21 protein-coding genes and 1 tRNA gene are annotated in these 22726 nt (G+C 38.7%); 14 read left to right on the plus strand and 8 right to left on the minus strand.

The window, feature by feature from the left end:
• Window positions 1–187: 187 nt before the first annotated feature.
• Together QL998_RS07985 and QL998_RS07990 are read left to right on the plus strand one after the other, a co-directional pair.
• On the plus strand, window positions 188–931 hold the full coding sequence (locus tag QL998_RS07985) for a sporulation protein (protein ID WP_290192495.1): 744 nt from the start codon (window positions 188–190) through the stop codon (window positions 929–931).
• A gap of 74 nt (window positions 932–1005) precedes the next feature.
• Complete coding sequence (locus QL998_RS07990) at window positions 1006–1455, plus strand: GNAT family N-acetyltransferase (protein ID WP_024599166.1); 450 nt, start codon at window positions 1006–1008, stop codon at window positions 1453–1455.
• A 79-nt stretch (window positions 1456–1534) separates the two neighbouring features.
• Here the strand turns inward: QL998_RS07990 and QL998_RS07995 are convergent, their stop codons facing one another.
• The 6 genes from QL998_RS07995 to QL998_RS08020 all read right to left on the minus strand — a co-directional run bounded on the left by QL998_RS07995 (window position 1535) and on the right by QL998_RS08020 (window position 7572).
• Entirely contained in the window at window positions 1535–2890 is a 1356-nt protein-coding gene (locus QL998_RS07995; RefSeq protein WP_290192496.1) for a sodium-dependent transporter, read from the minus strand.
• Window positions 2891–3094: 204 nt separating this feature from the next.
• Entirely contained in the window at window positions 3095–4387 is a 1293-nt protein-coding gene (locus QL998_RS08000; RefSeq protein WP_290192497.1) for an ATP-binding protein, read from the minus strand.
• Window positions 4388–4406: 19 nt separating this feature from the next.
• Window positions 4407–5111 (minus strand): response regulator transcription factor, encoded by a 705-nt coding sequence (locus tag QL998_RS08005; protein WP_024599163.1) that lies wholly within the window; start codon window positions 5109–5111, stop codon window positions 4407–4409.
• Between the two features lie 25 nt (window positions 5112–5136).
• A complete protein-coding gene (locus tag QL998_RS08010; protein ID WP_024599162.1) occupies window positions 5137–5520 on the minus strand; it encodes a DUF3019 domain-containing protein in 384 nt (127 codons plus the stop codon).
• Entirely contained in the window at window positions 5510–6292 is a 783-nt protein-coding gene (locus QL998_RS08015) for a MipA/OmpV family protein (protein ID WP_259365611.1), read from the minus strand. Before QL998_RS08015 ends, QL998_RS08010 begins: the two co-directional genes overlap by 11 nt.
• Window positions 6293–6768: 476 nt before the next feature.
• Window positions 6769–7572, minus strand: coding sequence for a hypothetical protein (locus QL998_RS08020; protein WP_024597864.1), 804 nt, complete (start codon window positions 7570–7572; stop codon window positions 6769–6771).
• A 112-nt stretch (window positions 7573–7684) separates the two neighbouring features.
• Here QL998_RS08020 and QL998_RS08025 point away from each other — a divergent pair, with 112 nt between their 5' ends.
• Window positions 7685–8839 carry a serine hydrolase domain-containing protein gene (locus QL998_RS08025; RefSeq protein ID WP_290192498.1) on the plus strand — a complete coding sequence of 385 codons (1155 nt, stop codon included), beginning with the start codon at window positions 7685–7687 and terminating at the stop codon, window positions 8837–8839.
• A complete protein-coding gene (locus tag QL998_RS08030) occupies window positions 8836–9336 on the plus strand; it encodes a histidine phosphatase family protein (RefSeq protein WP_290192499.1) in 501 nt (166 codons plus the stop codon). The genes QL998_RS08025 and QL998_RS08030 overlap by 4 nt, the downstream gene beginning before the upstream one ends.
• An 80-nt stretch (window positions 9337–9416) precedes the next feature.
• Here QL998_RS08030 and yhbY read toward each other — a convergent pair whose 3' ends face one another.
• The gene (gene yhbY, locus QL998_RS08035) at window positions 9417–9713 is read right to left on the minus strand and encodes a ribosome assembly RNA-binding protein YhbY (RefSeq protein WP_002963153.1); all 297 of its coding nucleotides are present in this window, start codon (window positions 9711–9713) and stop codon (window positions 9417–9419) included.
• An 88-nt stretch (window positions 9714–9801) separates the two neighbouring features.
• Here yhbY and rlmE point away from each other — a divergent pair, with 88 nt between their 5' ends.
• The 7 genes from rlmE to QL998_RS08070 all read left to right on the plus strand — a co-directional run bounded on the left by rlmE (window position 9802) and on the right by QL998_RS08070 (window position 16054).
• Window positions 9802–10431: a 23S rRNA (uridine(2552)-2'-O)-methyltransferase RlmE gene (gene rlmE / locus QL998_RS08040; RefSeq protein ID WP_024597867.1), complete on the plus strand. Its 630-nt coding sequence runs from the start codon at window positions 9802–9804 to the stop codon at window positions 10429–10431.
• A gap of 66 nt (window positions 10432–10497) precedes the next feature.
• Window positions 10498–12441: an ATP-dependent zinc metalloprotease FtsH gene (gene ftsH, locus QL998_RS08045; RefSeq protein WP_033012255.1), complete on the plus strand. Its 1944-nt coding sequence runs from the start codon at window positions 10498–10500 to the stop codon at window positions 12439–12441.
• A gap of 78 nt (window positions 12442–12519) precedes the next feature.
• Window positions 12520–13368 carry a dihydropteroate synthase gene (gene folP, locus QL998_RS08050; RefSeq protein ID WP_290192500.1) on the plus strand — a complete coding sequence of 283 codons (849 nt, stop codon included), beginning with the start codon at window positions 12520–12522 and terminating at the stop codon, window positions 13366–13368.
• Window positions 13365–14714 carry a phosphoglucosamine mutase gene (gene glmM, locus QL998_RS08055; RefSeq protein WP_024597870.1) on the plus strand — a complete coding sequence of 450 codons (1350 nt, stop codon included), beginning with the start codon at window positions 13365–13367 and terminating at the stop codon, window positions 14712–14714. The genes folP and glmM overlap by 4 nt, the downstream gene beginning before the upstream one ends.
• Window positions 14715–14785: 71 nt before the next feature.
• A complete protein-coding gene (gene tpiA, locus QL998_RS08060) occupies window positions 14786–15535 on the plus strand; it encodes a triose-phosphate isomerase (RefSeq protein WP_290192501.1) in 750 nt (249 codons plus the stop codon).
• Between the two features lies 1 nt (window position 15536).
• Window positions 15537–15890: a preprotein translocase subunit SecG gene (gene secG / locus QL998_RS08065; RefSeq protein ID WP_024597872.1), complete on the plus strand. Its 354-nt coding sequence runs from the start codon at window positions 15537–15539 to the stop codon at window positions 15888–15890.
• A gap of 79 nt (window positions 15891–15969) precedes the next feature.
• Window positions 15970–16054, plus strand: a tRNA-Leu gene (locus QL998_RS08070).
• An 804-nt stretch (window positions 16055–16858) separates the two neighbouring features.
• Here QL998_RS08070 and QL998_RS08075 read toward each other — a convergent pair.
• Window positions 16859–17449: a LuxR C-terminal-related transcriptional regulator gene (locus tag QL998_RS08075; protein WP_149591810.1), complete on the minus strand. Its 591-nt coding sequence runs from the start codon at window positions 17447–17449 to the stop codon at window positions 16859–16861.
• Between the two features lie 398 nt (window positions 17450–17847).
• Between QL998_RS08075 and QL998_RS08080 the strand changes: the two genes are divergently transcribed.
• The 3 genes from QL998_RS08080 to QL998_RS08090 all read left to right on the plus strand — a co-directional run bounded on the left by QL998_RS08080 (window position 17848) and on the right by QL998_RS08090 (window position 22522).
• The gene (locus QL998_RS08080) at window positions 17848–20070 is read left to right on the plus strand and encodes a TonB-dependent receptor (RefSeq protein WP_182197943.1); all 2223 of its coding nucleotides are present in this window, start codon (window positions 17848–17850) and stop codon (window positions 20068–20070) included.
• Window positions 20071–20335: 265 nt separating this feature from the next.
• Entirely contained in the window at window positions 20336–21457 is a 1122-nt protein-coding gene (locus tag QL998_RS08085; RefSeq protein WP_182197941.1) for a 4-phosphoerythronate dehydrogenase, read from the plus strand.
• A 48-nt stretch (window positions 21458–21505) separates the two neighbouring features.
• Window positions 21506–22522, plus strand: coding sequence for an aspartate-semialdehyde dehydrogenase (locus QL998_RS08090; protein WP_007586655.1), 1017 nt, complete (start codon window positions 21506–21508; stop codon window positions 22520–22522).
• Window positions 22523–22726 lie beyond the last annotated feature (204 nt).

Raw genomic sequence — 22726 nt, forward strand, 5'->3', positions numbered from 1 at the left:
GAACGCGTCTAATCAATTACTTGCCCCGCCACGTATAAAAAATGCACATTAAACACGTATTTAATCGTAAATAGTATGTAAATAACATTTTTTCACTGACAACCGCTTTTAAATATGGTTAAGATGCAATAACGAAGAAGTTTAAGCTGGAGCAAATAATACAGCCGCTCAGCTTAAGGAGAGGTATATGTTTAAAAAGATTTTAGCGTCGGTAGGTATTGGTTCTGCAAAGGTAGACACTATTTTAGAAACTGAACACCTACAACCAGGTCAACTTTTTAACGCACAAATAGTCATTACTGCAGGTGATGTGAGCCAAGATATTTCAGGTTTAGATTTATTATTAATGACTCGTGTTAAAGTTGCAGGTGATAATGGCGATTATTTTACGAATCATGTGATTGAGCAATGGCGAATTACAGATATAGGTACAATTGAGCCTGGCGAAGTTAAAAATATCCCTTTTGAAGCGCGTCTTCATTCTGAAACTCCTATTACAGAAATTAATGCAGGTTATAATCAATCACATGTATGGCTAGAAACAGGCCTAGATATAGACTTAGCACTTGACCCAACAGATAAAGATCATTTACACATTTACCCTAATGAAGCGGTTAAAACGTGTATGCAAGCGATGGAAAAGTTAGGTTTTAGTTTAATGAAAGCTGACGTAGAAAAAGGTCACTTACGGGCTTCAACTTTTCAGTCATTATCTGGATGCTATCAAGAACTTGAGTATAAACCTAATAGCCGCAGCTTATTTGGCATTCAGGAGATTGAATTATCGTTTGTACCAGAGGCACATAAAACACATGTGCTTATAGAGCTAGACAGAGCCTTTAAAGGCGATGGTTATGTAGATTTGACCATAGAGCACGATCATGTGAATTTATCGCAGCTGTGTGATCAGCTAGAGCGATTATTTACTTAGTATAAGTTAACTAAGCTAGCGAGTGATTTTAATAAACCCAGCCTAAGCTGGGTTTTTTGCCTATAGGATTTGATATGCAGTTTAAATGTGAGCAGTTTGACGCTCTTGATACACAGACTCTTTTTACTATTATGCGGGGGCGTGTTGATGTGTTTGTTGTAGAGCAGGAGTGCCCTTACCCTGAACTTGATGATGTAGACATTGCTTTAAATACACAGCATTTATATACATTGAGTCATGGGCAACTACAAACTTACGCGCGATGCTATGAAAAAAGTGCACAATACAGCGCAATAGGTCGCGTGCTAGTAAGTGAAAGCGCGCGTGGCAATGGGTATGCTACTTTACTTATTACTGAAGCTATAGACTGCTGTAAAGCACAATGGCCTGAGCGAGATATTTATATAGGTGCACAAACTTACTTGCTTGATTTTTACCGCTCTTTTGGCTTTGAAGATTATAAAAGTGAATATCTAGAGGACGGTATCCCTCATCAAGATATGATTTTAAAACTCTCTAAATAAATCCAATTTAAGCAGCTATAAAAAAAGCCCACTAATGTGGGCTATTTTAATTTAAGACTATTTAAGGTTAAGGTATTATTTAGCTTAATAGTGAGTGTAAAAACACCATACCAATAGCAAGTGGACACACAAACTTGGTATACCAAGGCCATACTTTCCAAAATAATGTGTTATGAACTTCAGGATTACCTTCTTTAATTGCTTTAAGTAATGAGCCTCTGTACCAAATCCAGCCTACAAATATACAACACATAAGGCCAAGCAAAGGCTGAGCTACTTTTGTAGTGAGGGTGATTACTAAGCCAAATAAGCTGCTAAGGTTACACACAATTGTAATGCTAACGATAGCAATTAAAGCTCCAATCAACCAGGTTGCCTGAACGCGTTTCATCCCAAAGCGTTCTACAGTGTATGATACTGGCGCCTCTAACATTGAAATAGATGACGTTAAAGCGGCAATACTCATTAACGCAAAAAATGAAAAGCCCACAAATAAGCCAACTTCGCCCATTCCATCAAATAAAGCAGGGAGTACCTGAAATACTAACGTATCTTCAGAGAGTAGCTTACCCGTTGTGGCCGAGAATATTTCAACGCCTTGAGCTTGTGCTACATACATAGCTGGAATAATCAGTAAACCTGCAACAAAGGCTATAAATACATCAATAAGGGTTACATAGGCACCTAAAGAAACGAGGTTTTCTTTTTTACTAATGTACGAGCCGTAAATAATCATTACGCTAGTACCTAGCGATAAAGAGAAGAAAGCTTGTCCTAGCGCACTCACTAATAATTTTGCGTCAAAAATAGATGAAAAATCAGGAACTAAGTAAGCCTTTAAACCTTCCATTGCGCCATCTTGGGTCATTACATAAGCAATAAGTGCAAATAAAATACCTAAAAGAGCAGGCATTAAGCGTTTCGACCATTTTTCAATACCATTCTCAACGCCTCTACTGATAATAGCGACAGTTAGTACAATAAAAACCATAGTGAATATAATGTTTCGGGTAAGCGATTGCTCACTTAGCCATGTCGATGCTGTGTCGGCACCAACAAGAGTAGCTATTGGTTCAGCTGTGGCGCTGAGCATCCAACCGGCAACAATGGCGTAAAAGCTTAGTATAAAGCCAGCGCATAAAATACCGCCAAAACCAACAGCAAAGGCAAAGTGTTTTTGCCATGGCTTATTAGATATTTTTTGAAGAGATGACACTGCGTTTGCTTGGCCATGACGTCCAATCATAAGTTCAGCCATTAAAGCGGGGTAGGCTAAAAAGAACGCAAGCACTAAATATGCGACTAAAAATGCAGCACCGCCATTACTGGCTGTTTGTGTAGGGAATCCCCAAATATTGCCCAAACCAACGGCAGAACCCGCGGCGGCCATAATAAAACCAAAGCGAGAGCTAAACTCGCCTCTAACTGCGCTCATATTATTGTACTTCTCTATTGTGTGACGGCGGTGACAATCTACTGGAAATGTAAAAAAATAAAAAGTGCTTATTTGCTGATCTAGCACAAATTAATAAGTAAAGTGTATGTTATAACCATCGATTTTAATTGTTGTTATTAAGTCGTTTAAAATAACGAGTTGATTTTGTTTAATAATTGTTAATTACAGTCTGTAACTATTGCTTTACGGATTATGGTGCTGTGCAATAGTGAGAGTAAAACACGCACCACCTAGCTGTGTACTTTTACTAACTTTAACACTGCCATGATGCCAGTCGGCTACTTTTTCAACAATAGCTAGACCAAGGCCGTAACTTTTATCAGCTCTGTTACGGTGAGCCTCTTCTCTAAAAAATGGACTAAATACGTTGCTAAAGTTTTCTCGAGCTATGCCAGGGCCGTCATCTTCTACCGTTATTATAAGCTGTTGTTCGTGTAACTTCGCACTTAAGTAAATATGTTGGTTTGCGAAATCAGAGGCATTAGTTAATAAATTGGTAATTGCACGAGCAAGCCAGTGAAGATCTGCATTTATTATTTTATCAGTACTATTGAGTTGTACGTTGAGCATTTGCATTTCAAGTTTTGGTGCAAGTTGAACTAAAATATCTTCAAGGTAGGATTTAATATTGGTTGATGAATAGGTCAGTTTATTAGCGTTTTGCTCTAAAGTAGCAAATGCTAAATAGCTACTAAGCATCGATTCCATATGATCTAAATCGTTTTCCATACGGGTTAAATACTGTTTTACTTTTTGCTCATCATGGCTATCTAATGCCGCATCTAAACCAAATCGTAGGCACGCGATAGGGGTACGTATGTCGTGAGACAAGCTTGAGGCCATTAGTTTGTTTTCGGCGACAAGTTTCTCTATTTGGCTAGCCATGCGGTTAAAAGTAAGTTCTACGTCTTTTATATAGGTAAAGTGCGATACCTTTATTCGGGCTTGAACATTACCAGAGGCAAACTTTTTAGCGGCTTCATTTAACACGGTTAATCGTTTAGCTAAGGGCGCGATAATAAACCCCATAAATACACATAGGCCTGCGTAAAATAGTAGGGTTAATATAATGTCGTTATGCTGCTCGCTATCAAAAATTTTATCTAAACGCATTGATAAGTGAAAAGGATTTAAAACGTCGCTACTATAAAGCATATAAAAGCCTTGCTGATCCTCTAAAATCAGCCCACCTGGCGTGTGCATTTGTAATAATAATGAAGGCGGTAAAGCAAGTGATTCATTAGGCTTGTAGTCAATTAAAACATCAAACTCTCGGGCTAGTTGTTTTACATAATCGCTGCGCTCAGATGTAGGTATGTTAGCTAACTGCTTGCTAAAACCCATGATCATTTTACTTTGCTGACTAAATTCATCCTGTGGGGTATGCGCTTGTTGACTAAAAGCATCAATAAGCCAGCCCAATACCACAATAGATAAAAGTGCACTGCCTAGAAGCGATATATAAAACTTTTTCATTTATTTATTCATCACTTTATTACCACGCAGTAGAAACAAGTAAATATCCACGGCCCCAAATAGTTTTAATTTTTTCAGGGTTTTGTGGATCATCATTAAACTTTTTACGAAGTGCAGAAATAAGTACATCAACACTTCTATCAAGCCCATCATACTCTCTGCCTTTGGTTGCTTTAAATACAGCGTCGCGAGAGACTACTTGCCCTGCGTTACTCGCAAGGTAGTGAAGCAGTAAATATTCAGCACTTGATATATTTACGTCTTGCTCGTTAAGTTTTACATTTCTAGATTCAGTATCAATACTAAGCGCACCAACATTAATAACACTTTCGTTAACGTGTGGCGTATTTGGCTCATTTTTTTGGCGAAGGGCTGCTTTTATACGCGCTAGCAATGCACGAGGACGCACAGGTTTCATTATGTAGTCGCTTGCACCTACTTCTAGACCAATAACTTCATCCATTTCTTCATCGCGTGCAGTGAGCATTATGATAGGCGAATTATAAAAACTACGAAGCTCTCTACATACGCTTATACCATCTTGCCCTGGAAGCATAATATCTAGGAGCACGATATTTGGATTTAATGTTTTGACTTGGCTAATTACTTCGTCACCTCTGTGACAAACATGCGTTGTGTAGCCTTGCTCTGTTAAATATTCAGCAACCCATTGAGCAAGAGATACATCGTCTTCAACGAGTAAAATAGTGCCGTAGTTATCCATGAAAATATCCTTAATGCGATTGGTATTAAAATAGTCGCCAGCGGCGCTTTTTTTGCCTGTTTTGATATACCCATTGAAGCTTTACTTCGGCAACACTAATTATTTTAGATGTATTGCTGTCAAATAGTTCAAATGAAATACTTTGCTGTGAATCAAATGCATAATTAAAAGTACCGCTCTGTTGCTTGAGCCAACATTGCATTATGTACTTTGAGGTGGCGTCACGTAGGCAGTAATTACCAATGATAGGTTGCTCCCACGTTAGCGTAACGTCAGCATAGCAATTTCGCCCTTCGCGAAGTGCAACGCACGTGTCGGGTAGTGCTATGAGTGCTTCAGGAGGTTCCTGAGCTTTAACAGTAAAGGTACTGGGGAAGATCAGTAATACACAGATCCATCTAAAATACATAACGTAGGCCTACCTTGGCTTTATGTTGATATCCTTGGGAAATAATTGGGCTGTCGTCAATTTCTTTAGAAAACCATGTGGTAAGCCAGCCGGATAAAAACACCCAATCTTGGCTTATTGGGTACTCAGCATGGAACTCAAAAATAATACTGGTACTGGCATTACTGCTGTAAATAGGGCGAAGGCTGGTGGCTTCATCGCTATCAATGCCAAAATAATAATTAGTAAAGTCAGCAGAGTAGGCGCTTAAGCCAACACCCGATCTAAACTCCCAGTTTCGCCATGGCAAAATGTGACTAAAAAAGCTGTTTATAACCCAGCCATTGTGCGCGCCAGATACATCATGAAGGTATTCAAAAGAGAATTGAGAATTTTCAAATCGACGAGAAAGTCGAAGGCCGACGTCAAAGTCGTAATTACGTTTTTTTATACCTTGGAGTTCTTGTATAACACCGTGGTTATAAAACCCTAGGCCTTTTTCGTCAAATCCAGCTTGAGTATTTGTGCCTAATATATCTAGGCCCCAATCAAATTTATCTATAAGACTGTAGCCTATTACAAGGCCGCCACTGAGCTGATTGTGATCGAAATCAAGGTAAAATTTATCGTAGGAAACAGCAAGACTTAAATCGAGCTCAACGCCTTTGTCGTAAGACTCAATGCCGACAAGGTAAGAATCTTCAATATAAAAGCCCGCGCCAGCACTCCAATCCCACGCAAAGCCTTGGGTTGGCTCTAACGTATTATCTGCATAATAGCGGTTACTTGCCATACTCGATGTGCTAAAAATGCAGCAAAAAAGCAGTGTTATGCTCAGTAAAGTATGGTTAAGCAAAGCGTTTCTCATCCCTTAGGGCCTAATTATTATTTGTTATTAACCGTAGTATATTGTTAATTCGTTCCTTTAATCTGTAAAAAAATGTAGTAAGTGTTAGGTCTGTTGATCTTTCAAGGTTAAATTTGCAGCAGTCTGTTTGGTATTTAGGCAAGGCAGAGCCTATACAGTGTGGTTATTCCCCATAAATAGGCGATAACGTAGCATTAATACCAAACAGGCGCTGCCCAAAGGGTTCTTCCTTGGGGCTATTTACTCTTTGTTGCTCGGTTTTTACTTATTCTTACATGGATGTAAGCCAGTAGAATAACGCAGGAGCAGTTATCGAGCCACTAGGTTACAAATCTCGCGCCGCGATTAAATAGCCCCTAGTTTGAACAAATTTTAATCCGTAAAGATCAAGAGACCCTAATTTACTGAACTTTAATTTTATCGATTAATATACTGCTCAAGTAAAACTGCATCATAGGTGTTAATGCACTTACTTCTGTTCTGTTACATGGACCGCTAAGTTTGGTAAGACTAGATAGTTTTGACAACGTTTTGTACTGAGGGATTTGAATGTCTTTCCCAAGTCTTTCAATGCGAGCTTCATCAGTGTTTTGTTGATGAACAAAAGCGACAACCTCAAGCTCATTAGTTATTTTTTGCTCTTCGGTAAAATTGTAAATTAGCGGCTCGCGATGAAAACTAGCACTGTCGATAGATGATTTAGCAAACCAAACAACATCACCCGATGACTTGTGCGTAAGACGCATACTAACTTGTGCGAACATAGCTGCGCACTGTTGGGTTGGATATTGTTGTGCAACATTTGAATATAAAGTAAAAGGATTCTCTGGTTGCTTTATTGCGTACTTGGTATCGTCTGTAAAAGTTAAATCGAGTTGCTGAATTGTCAGTGTATAGTCGCTGTTATTTTTAGTTGTCACTTTTAGTTGTTTATCATTCAGTGCTTGGCTAATTTGCGATAGAAGTTTATCGGTCACGCTCGCTTTATCGGTAATGATTTTTACTGTCTGGTTTCTAACTACTTTATGTGCAGGAAGTTGAACCGATTTAACTTTTGGAGATGAGTGCTCTGTAGTGTACTCAAGCTGATAGGTCTGACTTTTTAATGTTGGCTTTAACGGCATAGCCAATGGCTCGGCTGGCTGCTTTGTAATAGCACAACCAGTTGATAATAATATAAAAAGTGACACAACTAAAAAACGCATAAGTACTAAACACCCGCTAAAAACCAAATAATCGTCGTATTGTACGTTAGTCCAAACAAAACTTCATGATATTATCTGCGCAGATGTGGTTAAAAAGATAAAATTTATAAAAATGAAGTATCTCAACTCTTTATTGTATAGCCTACCTGCTTTGTGTTTGTTGTTTAGCTCTGTGGGTTTTGCGGCAAAAGCGGATCCTGATTGGGATGCATTTGTAAAAAAATACGGCCGTTACGCACAAAAAAAATTAAAAAGTAAAGGTATACCTGGTGCAGCGCTTTCGATTGTAAGTATAAACAACTCAGACTACATCCACACTATGGGCGTAACTAAAACACGAAATGGACAAAAAGTTAATAAGCATACCCGCTTTAGACTTGCGTCTGTTTCTAAGACATTTGCAGGCTCGTTATCAGCTAAATTGGCTGCTAACGGCCTACTGGAGTTAGATAAGCCTGTTAGTGATTACATACCTGATTTTAAAGGAACTGTATATGAAAATGATTTAAAGGTGTTTCATCTTTTAAGTCATTCAAGCGGGTTAGTTCCTAATGCATACGATAATTTAATTGAATCTCGTATGGATTACCCCGGTATTGTTGAAAAGCTACTTAGTATCAAACCAATTTGTAAACCTGGTGAATGTTATGGCTATCAAAACGTTATGTTTAGCCTTATAGGTGATGTGATATTACAAAGCAGTGGTAAAAGTTACGCGCAATGGTTACGGGAAACTATTTTTGCGCCTTTAAAAATGAGTGATGCCAGCTTAGGTTTTGAATCTATGGTTCAGGATGAAAATTACGCATTACCACACGTGCGCGGTACAAAACGTTGGTATAGCGCTAAGCTTAAAAAAAATTATTATAAAGTGGGACCTGCAGCGGGTGTAAACGCAAGCGCAAATGACATGGCCATTTGGTTAAAAGCCCAGCTAGGGCAATACCCAGATGTTTTGTCATTGGATACTCTAGCAAAGCAAACGCGTCCTTATACACATACAAAAAAAGAAATGCATCGCAGGGTGTGGAAAAAACACCTTAATGAGGCTTATTACGGACTAGGTTGGCGGGTTTATAATTATGCTGATGAAACGCTTTACTATCATAGTGGCTGGGTGCAAGGATATAGAAGCGATGTGGTTGTGTTTCCCCACTTAAATGTTGGTTTTAGTTTAATCGTTAATGCTGAAACCGGCGTAATTAATGAATTAACAACTGAATTTATCGACAGGCTATTAGAATACAAACGAGGTAAAAAAATATGAATAAAATAATATTAGCAATCACTTTTTTAGCCTTGTCATTTAATTGTAGTTTGGCATTTGCCGCACCTGACGAGGTATATTTGTTTCGTCATAGCGAAAAGTTAACGGGGAAAAACCCAGCGCTCTCAGAAGAGGGGAAGGCACGTGCAAATAATTTAGTTACTTTGTTTAAAGAACATCAAAATATACATCTTTTTAGCAGCAACTATAAACGCACGTTGCAGACAGCCGCACCTTTGCAGGCACATTTTAATACCAAATTAAATGTGTATAACGCAGGTGAGCTAAGTGATTTAAAAAAAGAGTTACTAAAACTAAAAGGTGTAGTTGTTGTTATAGGGCACAGTAATACCACACCGCAACTAGCCGAGCTGCTTTCGAATGAAAAAGTGTCAGCAATGAGTGAAACACAATTTACTCAGTACTTTATATTGAATAAGAAGCCGAGGAGTAATGGTAGCGAATATGATTTAACCCATCATAAAATGAGCTTTTGATTTAAAACGTTAAATAATAAAAAACCAGCATTAAGCTGGTTTTTTCAATTTGAACGCACTAAATCCTTTAACAGGAATAATTAGTTACGAGGTAAATGTATTTTTTTCTCAACGCTTTGACGATAAAGCACAATAGTGTGACCTATCGTTTGTAGCTTAGTCGCACCAGTTTCACGTACGATTGCTTCAAAAATTAGTGCTTTTGTTTCACGATCGTCAGTTGGAACTTTAACTTTGATTAATTCGTGAATTTCTAATGCACTTTGAATTTCTACTACTACGCCTTCGGTTAAACCGTTAGAACCTAGTAAAACTACAGGCTTAAGGCTATGTGCCTGACCTTTTAAAAATTGCTTTTGTTTGTTTGATAATGTCATGTTTATACAAATTTTGCTGAATATGGCTTGAATTAAGGGTATTCTAACGCCATCTAAAGAATATTACTAATTAGTTGCGTGTTAATTTATGACAAATAAAAAACAGTCAGCCAGTTCACAGCGATGGCTGAAAGAACATTTTGATGATAAATATGTTCAAGAAGCGCAAAAAAAAGGCTGGCGTTCCCGAGCGGTTTTTAAATTAGATGAAGTACAAAATAGAGATAAGATACTTCGTCCAGGTATGACAGTTGTTGATTTAGGGGCAGCGCCAGGAAGTTGGTCTCAATATTTGGCAGAGAAAGTCGGTGACAAAGGTCAAGTGATAGCGTGTGATATATTACCGATGGACTCACTTGCTGGTGTTGACTTCTTACAAGGCGACTTTCGTGAAGAATCAGTATTAAATGCGTTGTTAAAACGTATTGATGGTAAAAATGTTGATGTGGTACTCTCTGACATGGCACCAAATATGAGTGGCAATAACTCAGTAGATCAAGCAGGTAGCATGTATTTGGTAGAACTTGCGCTAGATATGTGTAGCCAAGTACTAAAGAAAAATGGCGCATTTATTGTTAAAGTTTTCCAAGGCGAAGGCTTTGATCAATACTTGCAAGATGTACGTAATAGTTTTAAAGCAGTGAAAATACGCAAACCTGATGCCTCACGTGCCCGTTCTCGGGAAGTATATATAGTAGCGACTGGATACAAACTGTAGTACAGTTGCTTGGCGTTTAGTTGAACTTAAATTAATTGGATACAAGAGGTTAACCCCTTGAGCGATATGGCGAAAAATTTAATACTATGGCTGGTGATTGCAGTTGTGCTGATGTCAGTCTTTCAGAGCTTTAATGGTGGCGAGCAAGTTGATCGTCAAACTAGTTACACTCAATTTGTTAAAGATGTCCGTAGTGGCTCTTTACAAGAAGTTATTATTGACCGTGGTACAGGTAATATTACTGGTACTAAGAGCAGTGGTGAGCGTTTTCAAACAACGATGCCAATGTACGATGAAGATTTAATTAATGACTTACTTAAAAATGATGTAAATGTGAAGGGTGTACAACCTGAAGAACAATCATTTTTAGCAAGTATATTTATTTCTTGGTTCCCAATGATACTGCTTATAGGTGTGTGGATATTCTTCATGCGTCAAATGCAAGGCGGCGGCGGTAAAGGCGCTATGTCATTTGGTAAGAGTAAAGCTCGGTTAATGAGCGAAGACCAAATTAAAACAACGTTTGCCGATGTGGCAGGTTGTGATGAAGCGAAAGAAGACGTTACTGAATTGGTCGACTTTTTACGTGACCCATCAAAATTTCAAAAGCTTGGCGGTAGTATTCCTAAAGGCGTACTGATGGTTGGCCCTCCAGGTACCGGTAAAACGCTACTTGCAAAGGCAGTTGCTGGTGAAGCAAAAGTACCGTTTTTTACAATTTCGGGTTCAGATTTTGTTGAAATGTTTGTGGGTGTTGGTGCATCACGTGTACGTGATATGTTTGAACAAGCTAAAAAAGCGGCGCCTTGTATTATCTTTATAGATGAGATTGATGCTGTTGGTCGTAAACGTGGTGCTGGTATGGGCGGCGGTAACGACGAGCGTGAGCAAACACTTAACCAAATGCTAGTAGAGATGGATGGCTTTGGTGGTAACGAAGGTATAATCGTTATTGCAGCAACTAACCGACCAGATGTATTAGACCCAGCATTACTTCGTCCAGGTCGTTTTGACCGTCAAGTTGAAGTAGGTTTACCTGATATTCGTGGTCGTGAGCAAATACTTAAAGTACACATGCGTAAAGTGCCATTAGGCGATAACGTAGAAGCGGCTCTTATAGCACGTGGTACTCCTGGTTTCTCAGGTGCTGATTTAGCAAACTTAGTAAACGAAGCTGCGCTTTATGCTGCACGTGGTAATAAACGTGTTGTAAGTATGGCTGAATTTGACGCTGCTAAAGACAAGATCATGATGGGCGCAGAGCGCAAGACCATGGTGATGAGCGAGCAAGAAAAAGCAATGACTGCGTACCACGAAGCAGGCCATGCAATTGTTGGCCGTATGGTGCCAGAACATGATCCAGTTTATAAAGTATCTATTATTCCACGTGGCCGTGCGCTGGGTGTAACAATGTACTTACCAGAACAAGATCGTGTTAGCCATTCAAAAGAGCTTTTAGAATCAATGATTTCTAGCCTTTATGGTGGCCGTATTGCTGAAGCGCTTATTTACGGTGCAGATAAAGTAACAACGGGTGCAAGTAATGACATTGAACGAGCTACAGATATAGCGCGTAAAATGGTTACGCATTGGGGTTTAAGTGAAAAACTAGGTCCGTTACTTTACGCTGAAGATCAGAACGAAATGTATATGGGTGGCGGTGGCAGCCGTTCATCTAGCATGTCAGACGATACAGCTAAAATAATTGATGCAGAAGTACGTTTATTTTCAGATCGTAACTATCAAAGAGCAGAAGAAATATTAAAAGAAAACATTGATATTCTTCACTCAATGAAAGATGCATTAATGAAATACGAAACTATTGATGCTAAGCAAATTGATGATTTAATGGCACGCCAACCGGTGCGTGAGCCGCGTGATGCACATGACCGTCACGAAGCAAAACCGGTAAAAGCGGAAGAACCTCAAGAGCCAGTAGTTGATGAAAGTCAAAATACTGACGATTCATCAAAAAAAGATGAAACAAACCTTGATGATAAAGCTGAATAATCGTTAAAATAGTAATGAAAGCCCCGAACTTCGGGGCTTTTTTGTATCAGCTATTTAGAAAAAGAATAAAGGTTGGCAATGACTAGCATACTAAAGCTTCCGAGAGGGCGTACGCTTAATCTTGAAAAGCCCGTTATTATGGGGATATTAAATGTAACGCCGGATTCGTTTTCTGATGGTGGGCAGTTTTTAGATCCCAAAATAGCGCTAAAGCGCGCTATGCAATTATTAGATGACGGTGCGACAATTTTAGATATAGGGGGCGAATCTACTCGCCCTGGCGCGCCAGATGTCAGCTTAGAGGATGAACTTTCTCGAATAATCCCTGCTATTAAAGCGATACGTCAGCACAGTGATTGCATTATTTCAATTGATACTAGTAAAGCACTGGTAATGGAGCAAGCAATACTCGCAGGGGCAGACATAGTCAATGATGTTAGAGCTTTACAAGAGATAGACGCCTTAGAAACGGTTGCGCAGTATGAAGATGTAGCAATTTGTTTAATGCATATGCAAGGGCAGCCCCGCAGCATGCAATCGGCACCTCATTACGATAATTTGTTTGCAGATATAAATATGTTTTTTAGTGAACGTATTAAAGCATGTGAAACAGCTGGGATTAAGTTTGAACGACTTATTCTAGACCCAGGTTTTGGATTTGGAAAAACGCTTAGTCATAACTATCAAATATTGGCTAGGTTTGATGATTTTAATAAGTTAGGTTTGCCATTATTGGCCGGATTATCTCGTAAATCGATGATAGGTAATTTATTAAATAGAGATACAAATGAACGGTTAGCGGGCAGCTTAGCGGGTGCGTTAATCGCAGCGCAAAATGGCGCAAAAATTATTCGTGTACATGACGTAAAAGAAACCGCAGATGTACTTGGTGTATATCAAGCCTGCGAACAAGGAATTTCACAATGAAAGAAAGAAAATATTTTGGCACCGATGGCGTGCGTGGACTTGTAGGCGCTGCTCCTATAAACCCTGAGTTTGCAATGAAGTTAGGCTGGGCTGCTGGACGTGTATTATCACAAAGTGGTACTAAAAAAGTAATTATAGGTAAAGATACACGTATTTCGGGCTACATGCTTGAAACCGCACTTGAAGCTGGTTTAATCGCCGCTGGTATTGATGTTGTATTATTGGGTCCTATGCCTACACCTGCTGTAGCCTACTTAGCTCAAACATTTCGTGCAGAGGCAGGAATTGTAATTAGTGCTTCACATAATCCGTATTACGATAACGGTATTAAGTTTTTTAATGGTCAAGGTTTAAAGCTCGATGATGCAGTAGAACTTGAAATAGAAGCAATGCTTGATGAGCAAATGACGTGTGTTGCTTCAGATAAATTAGGTAAAGCATCGCGTTTAGTTAGTGCGGATGGCAGGTATATAGAGTTTTGTAAGAGCCAGTTCCCGCAAGGCCTATCTTTAGAAGGTCTTAAAATTGTTGTCGATTGCGCAAATGGCGCTACTTATCATATTGCACCTTCTGTTATGCGTGAACTTGGCGCAGAAGTAATGACACATGCATGCGAGCCTAATGGCGTTAATATCAATCATGAATGTGGCGCTACTCACGTAGATGCCCTTAAACGTAAAGTGCTTGAACTTAAAGCCGACGTAGGTATTGCATACGATGGTGATGGTGACCGCGTAATGATGGTTGATCATAATGGCCGCGTTTTTGATGGTGATGATCTGGTTTATATTATTGCTTGCCAAGCAGCCCAAGATGATAATTTGGGTGGTGGTGTAGTTGGCACTGTTATGTCTAACATGGGCCTTGAAAATGCTTTAAAAGCAAAAGGTATCGAGTTTGCTCGCAGTAAAGTAGGGGACCGCTATGTTATGGAATTACTACAGCAAAAAGGCTGGAAAATTGGCGGCGAAAGCTCAGGCCATGTACTGAATCTAGATTTAATTAGCACGGGTGATGGCATTATATCAAGCTTGCAAGTACTGGCTGCTATGGTTGCACAAAATCGTACATTACAAGATTTAGGTGCTGGTTTTACCAAGTATCCAATGAAAATGATAAACGTGCGTTATACCGCTGGAACTGACCCTACAAAAGCACCTGAAGTACTTTCAGCTGTAGCAGAAGTTGAGCTTGCTTTAGGCGATAAAGGCCGTGTTTTACTGCGTAAATCAGGCACTGAACCTGTGGTTCGTGTTATGGTTGAAGCCGAGCAAGAAAAAATTGTAATAGACAGCGCTCAAAAAATTGCAGCTGTTGTAGAATCTATGAGCAAACAAACTGATTAATAACAATAACCTCTTGTAACTTTGGGCGAGAAAAGTTAATATCTCGCCCGCTTTCTAATGTGGAGTGGATAATGGCAATACGCAAGGCGATGGTCGCAGGCAACTGGAAAATGAATGGCTCTTTAGAGTTAGTTAAACAAATGTCTGACGCCATTAACGATGTAAAATCACAAGAGATGGACATTGTTTTATTTCCTCCATACCCACTTGTATCTGCAATGGTAGCTAGCGGTGTTTCTACAGGAGCTCAAACTGTTTCTGAAAATACACCTGGCGCATTTACTGGTGAAGTTGATGCGCAGCTTATAAAAGATTTAGGTGCAACTTACGTACTCGTTGGTCATTCTGAACGCCGCAGTATTTATAACGAAAGTAATGCAACAGTCGCTGAAAAGTTTGCTAGGGCACAGCAAGTTGGTTTAACACCAATTTTATGTGTAGGCGAAAGCGAAAGCGAGCAAGAGAACGGTCAAACTGAACAAGTAGTTGCTGCACAAATTGATGCAGTAATAGAGAAATTAGGTGTAGCAGCACTGAAAGATTCTGTGATAGCATACGAGCCCGTTTGGGCCATAGGCACAGGTAAGACTGCATCGCCAGAGCAGGCACAAACTGTTCATAAATTTATCCGTGACAAAATTGCATCACTTGACAGCAATTTATCACAAGGGCTTACCATCTTATACGGTGGTAGCGTTAATGAAAAAAATAGCGAATTATTATTTGCACAAACAGATATAGATGGCGGCTTAATTGGCGGCGCAAGTCTAAAGGCAGAGTCTTTTACTGCAATCTGTAACAGTGCAAAAGGGACTGTATAAGATGTACGAAATTTTATTAGTAGTTTATTTAGTTGTGGCTTTAGCTTTAGTTGGAATGGTTTTAATTCAACAAGGTAAAGGCGCAGATATGGGTTCTTCATTTGGCGCTGGTGCATCAGGCACTGTTTTTGGTTCGTCAGGTGCTGGTAACTTTATGACAAAAACAACCACAAGCTTAGCAACGGTATTTTTTGTTTTAAGCATTGTGTTAGGAAACCTAACAGCTGGTCAAATTAAAAAGACCGACGAATGGGAAAACCTAGAAGCAGCTCCAGCAGTAGAAACAGTAGTTCCTGTTGAAGAAGATGTTCCAGTAACATCTACAAAAGAGCAAAGCTCTGAAGTACCGAACTAATTTAGCGTAAAGCTATCGTTAAACGATTTATCTTCCTCAAATAAGTCACATGTTTAACACCTGAGCGAAAGTTTAAAATGCGGATGTGGTGGAATTGGTAGACACGCCACCTTGAGGGGGTGGTGCTTTAGGGCATGGGGGTTCAAGTCCCCCCATCCGCACCAAATTTAGAAACCAGTAGCAGTGATGTTACTGGTTTTTTTGTGCTTGAAATACATTTTGAGTATTTTCGAATATTATTTTATTGTTGTGAATTAATGCCGTATAGACCTTTTCGATCGCAAGACAATTTTTGGATCGTTGAAATAGAGTGCATTGCAGGCATATATTTGGTTTTTTGTTGAGGTATCATTTGATACCTCTAGCCCTGATGGGTTTGCGCTCCTAGCACCTCATAAATCCAGCGGCTTATGATTGTCCTTGGTATTAAAAGGTTTCGTATAGGGCTGTGCTGAACTGTACCAATCAATCTCTATTATCAGTAATATTACAAGGTTGTTTACTTATATACTTTTCTAAAACCCATTTAGGCTGTTAATTGAATGCGCTTTTAAATTTTTAATCTTATTGGGAACGCAGCATCACCCACGCCATACGCGCCATTTATTCGTTAAAGCAACGGTCGCGTTATTGTAATTACTGCACTCTTTCAATTGTCTTGTCCACTACACCACTTACAAAGAATCTAAATGCCATATTGATTTTTATAATAAGCAATATGACTATTTTGTAGTTATTTCAGGTGTTAATAAAGTGTAAATGTGGAATGTGATTTTTATTGGGAGCCTTATAACACTAAAAGTAGAATGCTAGTGTTAACGCTCACTCGGTAGGCATCTACAAAGTACGGTCTAAAAAATTAAGTACGGATTGCACTAAGCACTTAATTAGATCTAATTTTGACTTGATACTTGCAGGAAAAAACAAAAAGAAAAAAGTTAAAATAACTAGGTTTGAAGTAAGTCCACTTAGCTATTAATTTTATTTAAGTTTTTTTTACACCAAAGTAATGCTTGTTGTTTATTTTTCACAGCAATCTTTTGATACACTTTGTGTAAATGTACGCGAACAGTAGCTTCACTTATAAATAAAGAGTCTGCAATTGCACTTGAATGTAAGCCAGAAAACAGTAAATTTAATACTTTCATTTCTTTGCAGGTTAAGTTATTGGATTGCAGTGTAGTTTGTTGTTCACTCGCTAGCATTTGCCTCATCCAACCGTCAGTTACTGCACGTGGAAACCAAAGTTTTCCTTGTTCTATTGCTTCTAACCCTTGCTGAAATAGTGCCTCGTTAGTGCCTTCATAAAACAACCCTTTTAAATTTGGCCACTCTTTTAATGCAAGTACATCACTGTCTTTAGGGACGTCAAAAATGGCGAGTCCTTGATGACCACTTTTTAACATGAACTGATTAATGAGTTCATAATTCGTAATGACGTTTAAGGCTTGATAGTTCACAAGTAATATGTCGAAGTGGGCAGCAACACAAAAAAGTGAAGTATAATTTGGGTTATTAAAACACTGCACATGCTTATCGGTTGTATTTGCTATATTCATAATATTCTATCCATAGATTACATTTTGGTACTATATTCTTATTTTTGGTTAAATTCAATGATAGGCTAATTCATTTATGTTCTTTTATTGTTCTTTTTTTGTTTTTGGAAAGCGAGTGGCCAAGATACTTGTCTATTTATATCGCTAAATTAAATTATTATTTTTTTATTATAATACAATTATTTAGTGCGTTTTTAAGTCTTTAAGTGTAGTGAAAAATTTAAATTCACCTGTTGATTCATGTGTTTATTTAAATAATTTATACATTTATTTACAATTCTGTCATATAATACCTATCCAGAGGAAAGATGCTATTTAGCGTCTTTTTTTATGCCTAAAATTTATATTATCAATATAAAAGCATAACTAAAATCACACGGTATCCTTTGGAGAATATTTTGAAATTACGTAACCTCTCACAACTAAGCTTAGCAATTTTTGCTGCACTCACTACCTCTGTAAACGCCGAAGAAACTAAAACAACAGCTAAACAAGACGCATTTGAAAAGATAGAAGTCACAGCTCGTAAACGTACAGAGAGCCTGTTTGAATCTCCAACCGCTATCACTTCAATTGGCGCTAACCTAATTGATAAAGCCAATATGAGTAACCTAGAAGATATTGGTAAATATGTTCCAAATTTAAATATTACCCGCTATGGCGTGGGCAATTCTGCGCATGCGTCTGTATTTATCCGCGGTATAGGTTTGCAAGATCACATAATAACTACCGATCCGGGTGTGGGTGTGTATCTTGATGGTGTGTACTTAGGTCGTCAAATGGGTTCTAACTTATCATTACCTAATGTTGAGCGTGTTGAAGTGCTTCGTGGCCCACAAGGTACTTTATATGGCCGTAATACATTAGGTGGCGCTGTAAATGTAATTACAAAGCAACCTGGTGATGAAGGTATTGTTACTACTACAGCTAAGCTGGGAAGTCGTGGACGTATTGCCGGTGATGTTTATTTTAATAACTCACTAACAGATGATGTAAGTATGTCTGCAAGTGCATCGTACAAAACACGTGATGGTGTGGGCGAAGCTGTTAATTTAGCAAACCCAGAAAAAGAAATTGGTGAGGAAGAAGAATTTAGTGGTCGTGTTGCACTTAAATGGCAAGCAAATACCGACTTAGCATTCACTTTTTCTTTAGATGGTGTTGATAACGAATCTGGCCAATCGCCTTATACAATTGAATTGACAGACCCACTAGACTCAAATGATGTTTTTAATGGCGACTTCCCATTATTGACTCAAGATTTAATTCCATCAGACCCTGATGATTTAGGCACAACTGTTGCGGGTATTGAATCTACCTCTTACTCAGGTTGGGGCACATCGTTCTCGGCTGATTGGGCAATTAACGATACTTATACGACTAAATTTATCTCAAGCTACCGTACATCTGAGTATGAAGGTGGCCTAGATGACGATGCATCACCTTTAAACTTATCTGAGTTTCCAGAGGAGGGCGGTGCTGATCAGTACTCGTTTGAAATTCAACTAAATGCAACATTTGATAATATGGACTTTGTGTCAGGCCTTTACTTTTTTAATGAAGATGGCTTTACACGTTCAGGCCCATTTGTATTCAGCCCATTTAATACACCTAATGGCTTGTTGAATGATGGTGTAACAGAATCATTTGGTGGTTACGGCGAATTTGAAATTAACCAAGAAACTAATTCGTATGCAGCATATATAAATGCCAGCTACGATTTAACTGACGATTTAACGGTTGGTGGTGGCCTTCGTTATTCAAAAGATAAGAAAGATGCAAATGCTATATTCCCATCATTTCCAACTCGTAAGTATGTAAGTGCGAATTTTGATGCAGTTACGTGGGATGTAAATGCATCTTATCAGCTTAGCAATAATATGAATGTGTATGGCCAGATTCAAAAAGGCTATCAAACAGGTGGTTTTCCACCGCGTCCATTTGGTGGACCAGATCAATTTGTATCGTTTAACGAAACAAAAGCGGTTAACTACGAAATGGGCTTAAAAGGCCAAGTACACGAAAATGTATCTATGATGCTTGCGGTATTTGTGACTGATTACACTGATTTAGCATTACCGTTTTCAGACCCAACAGCAGGTGGCGGTTTCGTAACAATTGTAGAAAATGCGGGTCAGTCTAAAGCACAAGGTATTGAGCTTGAAACAACCGTCGCTATTACTGATGACTTTACTATTCGCAGTGCAGTTGGTTATTTAGATTCTGAAATAACAGAAGTGGCTGAGGGTGTACAAGGTATAGGTAAAGGCGATTCACCAGCACTTACACCACGCTGGACTGTAATGGTTGCACCTTCTTACTTTATGGATTTAGAGAGCGGCGCAACACTTGCATTTAATGCTAACTATTCGTACCGAAGCGACATGCAAGGGCAATCAGTTTATAACCAAAGTGAGACAATAGATTCACGTGAACTAGTTGGTTTTAATATTTCCTACACTAATCCATATGGCGATATGGAAGTTACACTGTATGGTGAAAACGTTCTAAACGAAGTTTACGATGTTGGTCGTCTACAACAATCAGGTTTTGTTGGCGTAATGCGTAGTAATGATCGAAGTGAATTTGGTTTGAAATTCAAAAAAGACTTTGAGCTATAAACTAAAATCAAGTAAATAAAATATAATGTAATTGAAGTTTATTTTGCATAATAAAGGCCGAATCATGCTGTGATTCGGCCTTTGTGTATTCAATAGTAAGGTTATTATTTGCATCGTTTAAATTCCTAATTTTAATTGCTGATTTAAAACAATCCACATCCCCATTTTTGAGTGTTTGTATTAACTAAAATGCGCCTTTTTAGTTTGTGTAAAGGCTAGGTTGTTCGCTACAATGGCGCCTCTTAATTGCCAAACGGACTCTGTAATGAAAATTCTTGCCGATCAAAATATGCCTTTAGTTGAGCAGTACTTTGCAGACTTTGGTGAGGTTGAGCGTTTTGATGGTCGTAAATTAACGCCTGAACAATTAATAGATGTAGATGTTCTTCTTACTCGTTCGGTGACAAATGTTAATCATGAACTTTTGGTACAAGCTGACAAGTTGAGCTTTGTAGGTACTGCCACAATCGGCATTGACCATATTGATACGCAATTACTGCATGATAGAAATATTGCTTTTACAAGTGCACCTGGTTGTAATGCGGTTGCTGTAGCTGAATATGTAATTAGTAGCTTATTTGCATTAAGCCAAGAAAATGCGCGTCCATTGTGTGGTCAAACAATTGGTATTGTAGGGATGGGCAACATTGGTACATGTTTGGCGCAAAAATTAAAAGCATTAAACGTAGTTGTACTGCTGTGCGATCCGATTAAGCACGAACAAGGCTTATTACAAGAGCATGTAGCGCTTGATGAGTTATTAGCGCAGTCAGATGTTGTTACTTTTCACGTTCCCCTTGTTAAAAGTGGCGAGCATAAAACACTGCACATGATGGGTAAAGAGCGTTTAAAGGCACTTAAGCCAGGAACCACGCTAATTAATGCAAGCCGTGGCGATGTAATTGATAACCAAGCATTACTTGAGGTAATGGAAGCTGGGGCTGATTTAGATTTAGTACTTGATGTATGGGAGAAAGAACCCAATATTTTAACTGAATTACTAGAGCATGTTCGTTACGCTAGTGTGCACATTGCAGGGCATACACTTGAGGGGAAAGCTCGTGGTACACAAATGTTGTATCAAAAATTGTGTGACCTAAAAGGTGTTGAGGCGATTAAATCGTTGGATGATTTTTTACCAACACCAGCCATTACAAATGCAACTGTTACGCAAAGCCTTAATGAGCAAGATATTGCCCGTTTAGTGCATTTAATTTATGACGTACGCCGCGATGACGGAATTTTACTTCGTCATTTAGAAGGTGAGGGCTTTGATAGTTTACGTAAAAACTATCCTATAAGGCGAGAATTTAGCACTTTATTTCTACAAGGTGATAGCCCACAACTAGCAGCACTTAGCCAGCTTGGCTTTAGCATAGCTGAATAATTATTTAACTAACGATGTTGTTTTAATGTCGTTTATAGAGGAAGAAATATGTCGCAAAAATATAACGTTGCCGTACTTGGCGCTACTGGTTTAGTAGGCCGTCAAATCATTGAAACGCTAGCAGATCGTAAGTTTCCTGTCGATCAGCTTTTTTTACTTGCAAGCAGCCGCAGCGCAGGTGAAGACATAAAGTTTCGTGGTGAGACCATTGAAGTACTTGACGTTGAAGGCTTTGACTTTAGCCAAGCGCATATAGGTTTGTTTTCTGCTGGTGGTAGTGTATCTGAAAAATATGCTCCTATTGCTGCTGATGCCGGCTGTATTGTAATTGATAATACATCGCACTTTAGAAATGATTTTGAAATCCCGCTAGTGGTGCCAGAAGTTAATGCTTCAAGTCTGGCTGATTTTAGAAACCGTAATATTATTGCTAACCCTAACTGTTCAACTATTCAGATGATGCTAGCACTTAAACCAATTTATGATGCTTATGGAATAGACCGTATCAACGTATCCACTTACCAAGCTGTATCGGGTGCAGGTAAAGAAGCGGTTGATGAACTTGCAAAGCAAACAGCTAATTTGATGAATGCACGTCCAATGGACAATAAAGTATTTCCAAAGCAAATTGCATTTAACGTTATTCCTCAAATTGATAGCTTTGAAGATAATGGCTATACACGCGAAGAAATGAAAATGGTAAATGAAACTCATAAAATTTTGGGTGATACCACTATTGCAGTAAATCCTACATGTGTACGTGTTCCCGTGTTTTTTGGTCACTCAGAATCAATTAATATTGAAACGCGTATGCCTTACGATTTTGAGCACGTTAAGCAACTTTTAAAAGATGCGCCTGGTGTCGAGCTAATTGATGATGAAGGCGATTACCCAACAGCAGTTTCTGACGCTAGTGGTAACGATACTGTTTATATAGGCCGATTACGTGCTGATATTTCTCATCCTCATGGATTAAACATGTGGGTTGTAAGTGATAACACTCGTAAAGGTGCTGCAACTAACAGCATTCAAATTGCAGAAGAGCTTATTGCCAATTACATGTAATAGTTAATTGCGCTAAACATGCTTTTTGAAGCGGTAAACAGTAGTTGTTTGCCGCTTTTTGTTTATATGGCTTGTCAAATTTTTGCCGTTTAATTTTAAAAATACAAAAACTGATTGATAACACTCAATAAATTAATATTTATAAAGATGTTTTAAGGCATTTATTTTCAAGGTGTTGCGATGGATATTACGCTCTAACTGGTT

This window comes from Pseudoalteromonas sp. APC 3691, assembly GCF_030408135.1.
GTDB lineage: Bacteria > Pseudomonadota > Gammaproteobacteria > Enterobacterales > Alteromonadaceae > Pseudoalteromonas.

Excerpts from the sequence above, each read along its gene's own strand:
- QL998_RS07985 (WP_290192495.1), top strand. The coding sequence starts at position 188 with ATGTTTAAAAAGATTTTAGCGTCGGTAGGTATTGGTTCTGCAAAGGTA.
- QL998_RS07990 (WP_024599166.1), top strand. The coding sequence starts at position 1,006 with ATGCAGTTTAAATGTGAGCAGTTTGACGCTCTTGATACACAGACTCTT.
- QL998_RS07995 (WP_290192496.1), bottom strand. The coding sequence starts at position 2,890 with ATGAGCGCAGTTAGAGGCGAGTTTAGCTCTCGCTTTGGTTTTATTATG.
- QL998_RS08000 (WP_290192497.1), bottom strand. The coding sequence starts at position 4,387 with ATGAAAAAGTTTTATATATCGCTTCTAGGCAGTGCACTTTTATCTATT.
- QL998_RS08005 (WP_024599163.1), bottom strand. The coding sequence starts at position 5,111 with ATGGATAACTACGGCACTATTTTACTCGTTGAAGACGATGTATCTCTT.
- QL998_RS08010 (WP_024599162.1), bottom strand. The coding sequence starts at position 5,520 with ATGTATTTTAGATGGATCTGTGTATTACTGATCTTCCCCAGTACCTTT.
- QL998_RS08015 (WP_259365611.1), bottom strand. The coding sequence starts at position 6,292 with ATGGCAAGTAACCGCTATTATGCAGATAATACGTTAGAGCCAACCCAA.
- QL998_RS08020 (WP_024597864.1), bottom strand. The coding sequence starts at position 7,572 with ATGCGTTTTTTAGTTGTGTCACTTTTTATATTATTATCAACTGGTTGT.
- QL998_RS08025 (WP_290192498.1), top strand. The coding sequence starts at position 7,685 with ATGAAGTATCTCAACTCTTTATTGTATAGCCTACCTGCTTTGTGTTTG.
- QL998_RS08030 (WP_290192499.1), top strand. The coding sequence starts at position 8,836 with ATGAATAAAATAATATTAGCAATCACTTTTTTAGCCTTGTCATTTAAT.
- yhbY (WP_002963153.1), bottom strand. The coding sequence starts at position 9,713 with ATGACATTATCAAACAAACAAAAGCAATTTTTAAAAGGTCAGGCACAT.
- rlmE (WP_024597867.1), top strand. The coding sequence starts at position 9,802 with ATGACAAATAAAAAACAGTCAGCCAGTTCACAGCGATGGCTGAAAGAA.
- ftsH (WP_033012255.1), top strand. The coding sequence starts at position 10,498 with ATGGCGAAAAATTTAATACTATGGCTGGTGATTGCAGTTGTGCTGATG.
- folP (WP_290192500.1), top strand. The coding sequence starts at position 12,520 with ATGACTAGCATACTAAAGCTTCCGAGAGGGCGTACGCTTAATCTTGAA.
- glmM (WP_024597870.1), top strand. The coding sequence starts at position 13,365 with ATGAAAGAAAGAAAATATTTTGGCACCGATGGCGTGCGTGGACTTGTA.
- tpiA (WP_290192501.1), top strand. The coding sequence starts at position 14,786 with ATGGCAATACGCAAGGCGATGGTCGCAGGCAACTGGAAAATGAATGGC.
- secG (WP_024597872.1), top strand. The coding sequence starts at position 15,537 with ATGTACGAAATTTTATTAGTAGTTTATTTAGTTGTGGCTTTAGCTTTA.
- QL998_RS08075 (WP_149591810.1), bottom strand. The coding sequence starts at position 17,449 with ATGAATATAGCAAATACAACCGATAAGCATGTGCAGTGTTTTAATAAC.
- QL998_RS08085 (WP_182197941.1), top strand. The coding sequence starts at position 20,336 with ATGAAAATTCTTGCCGATCAAAATATGCCTTTAGTTGAGCAGTACTTT.
- QL998_RS08090 (WP_007586655.1), top strand. The coding sequence starts at position 21,506 with ATGTCGCAAAAATATAACGTTGCCGTACTTGGCGCTACTGGTTTAGTA.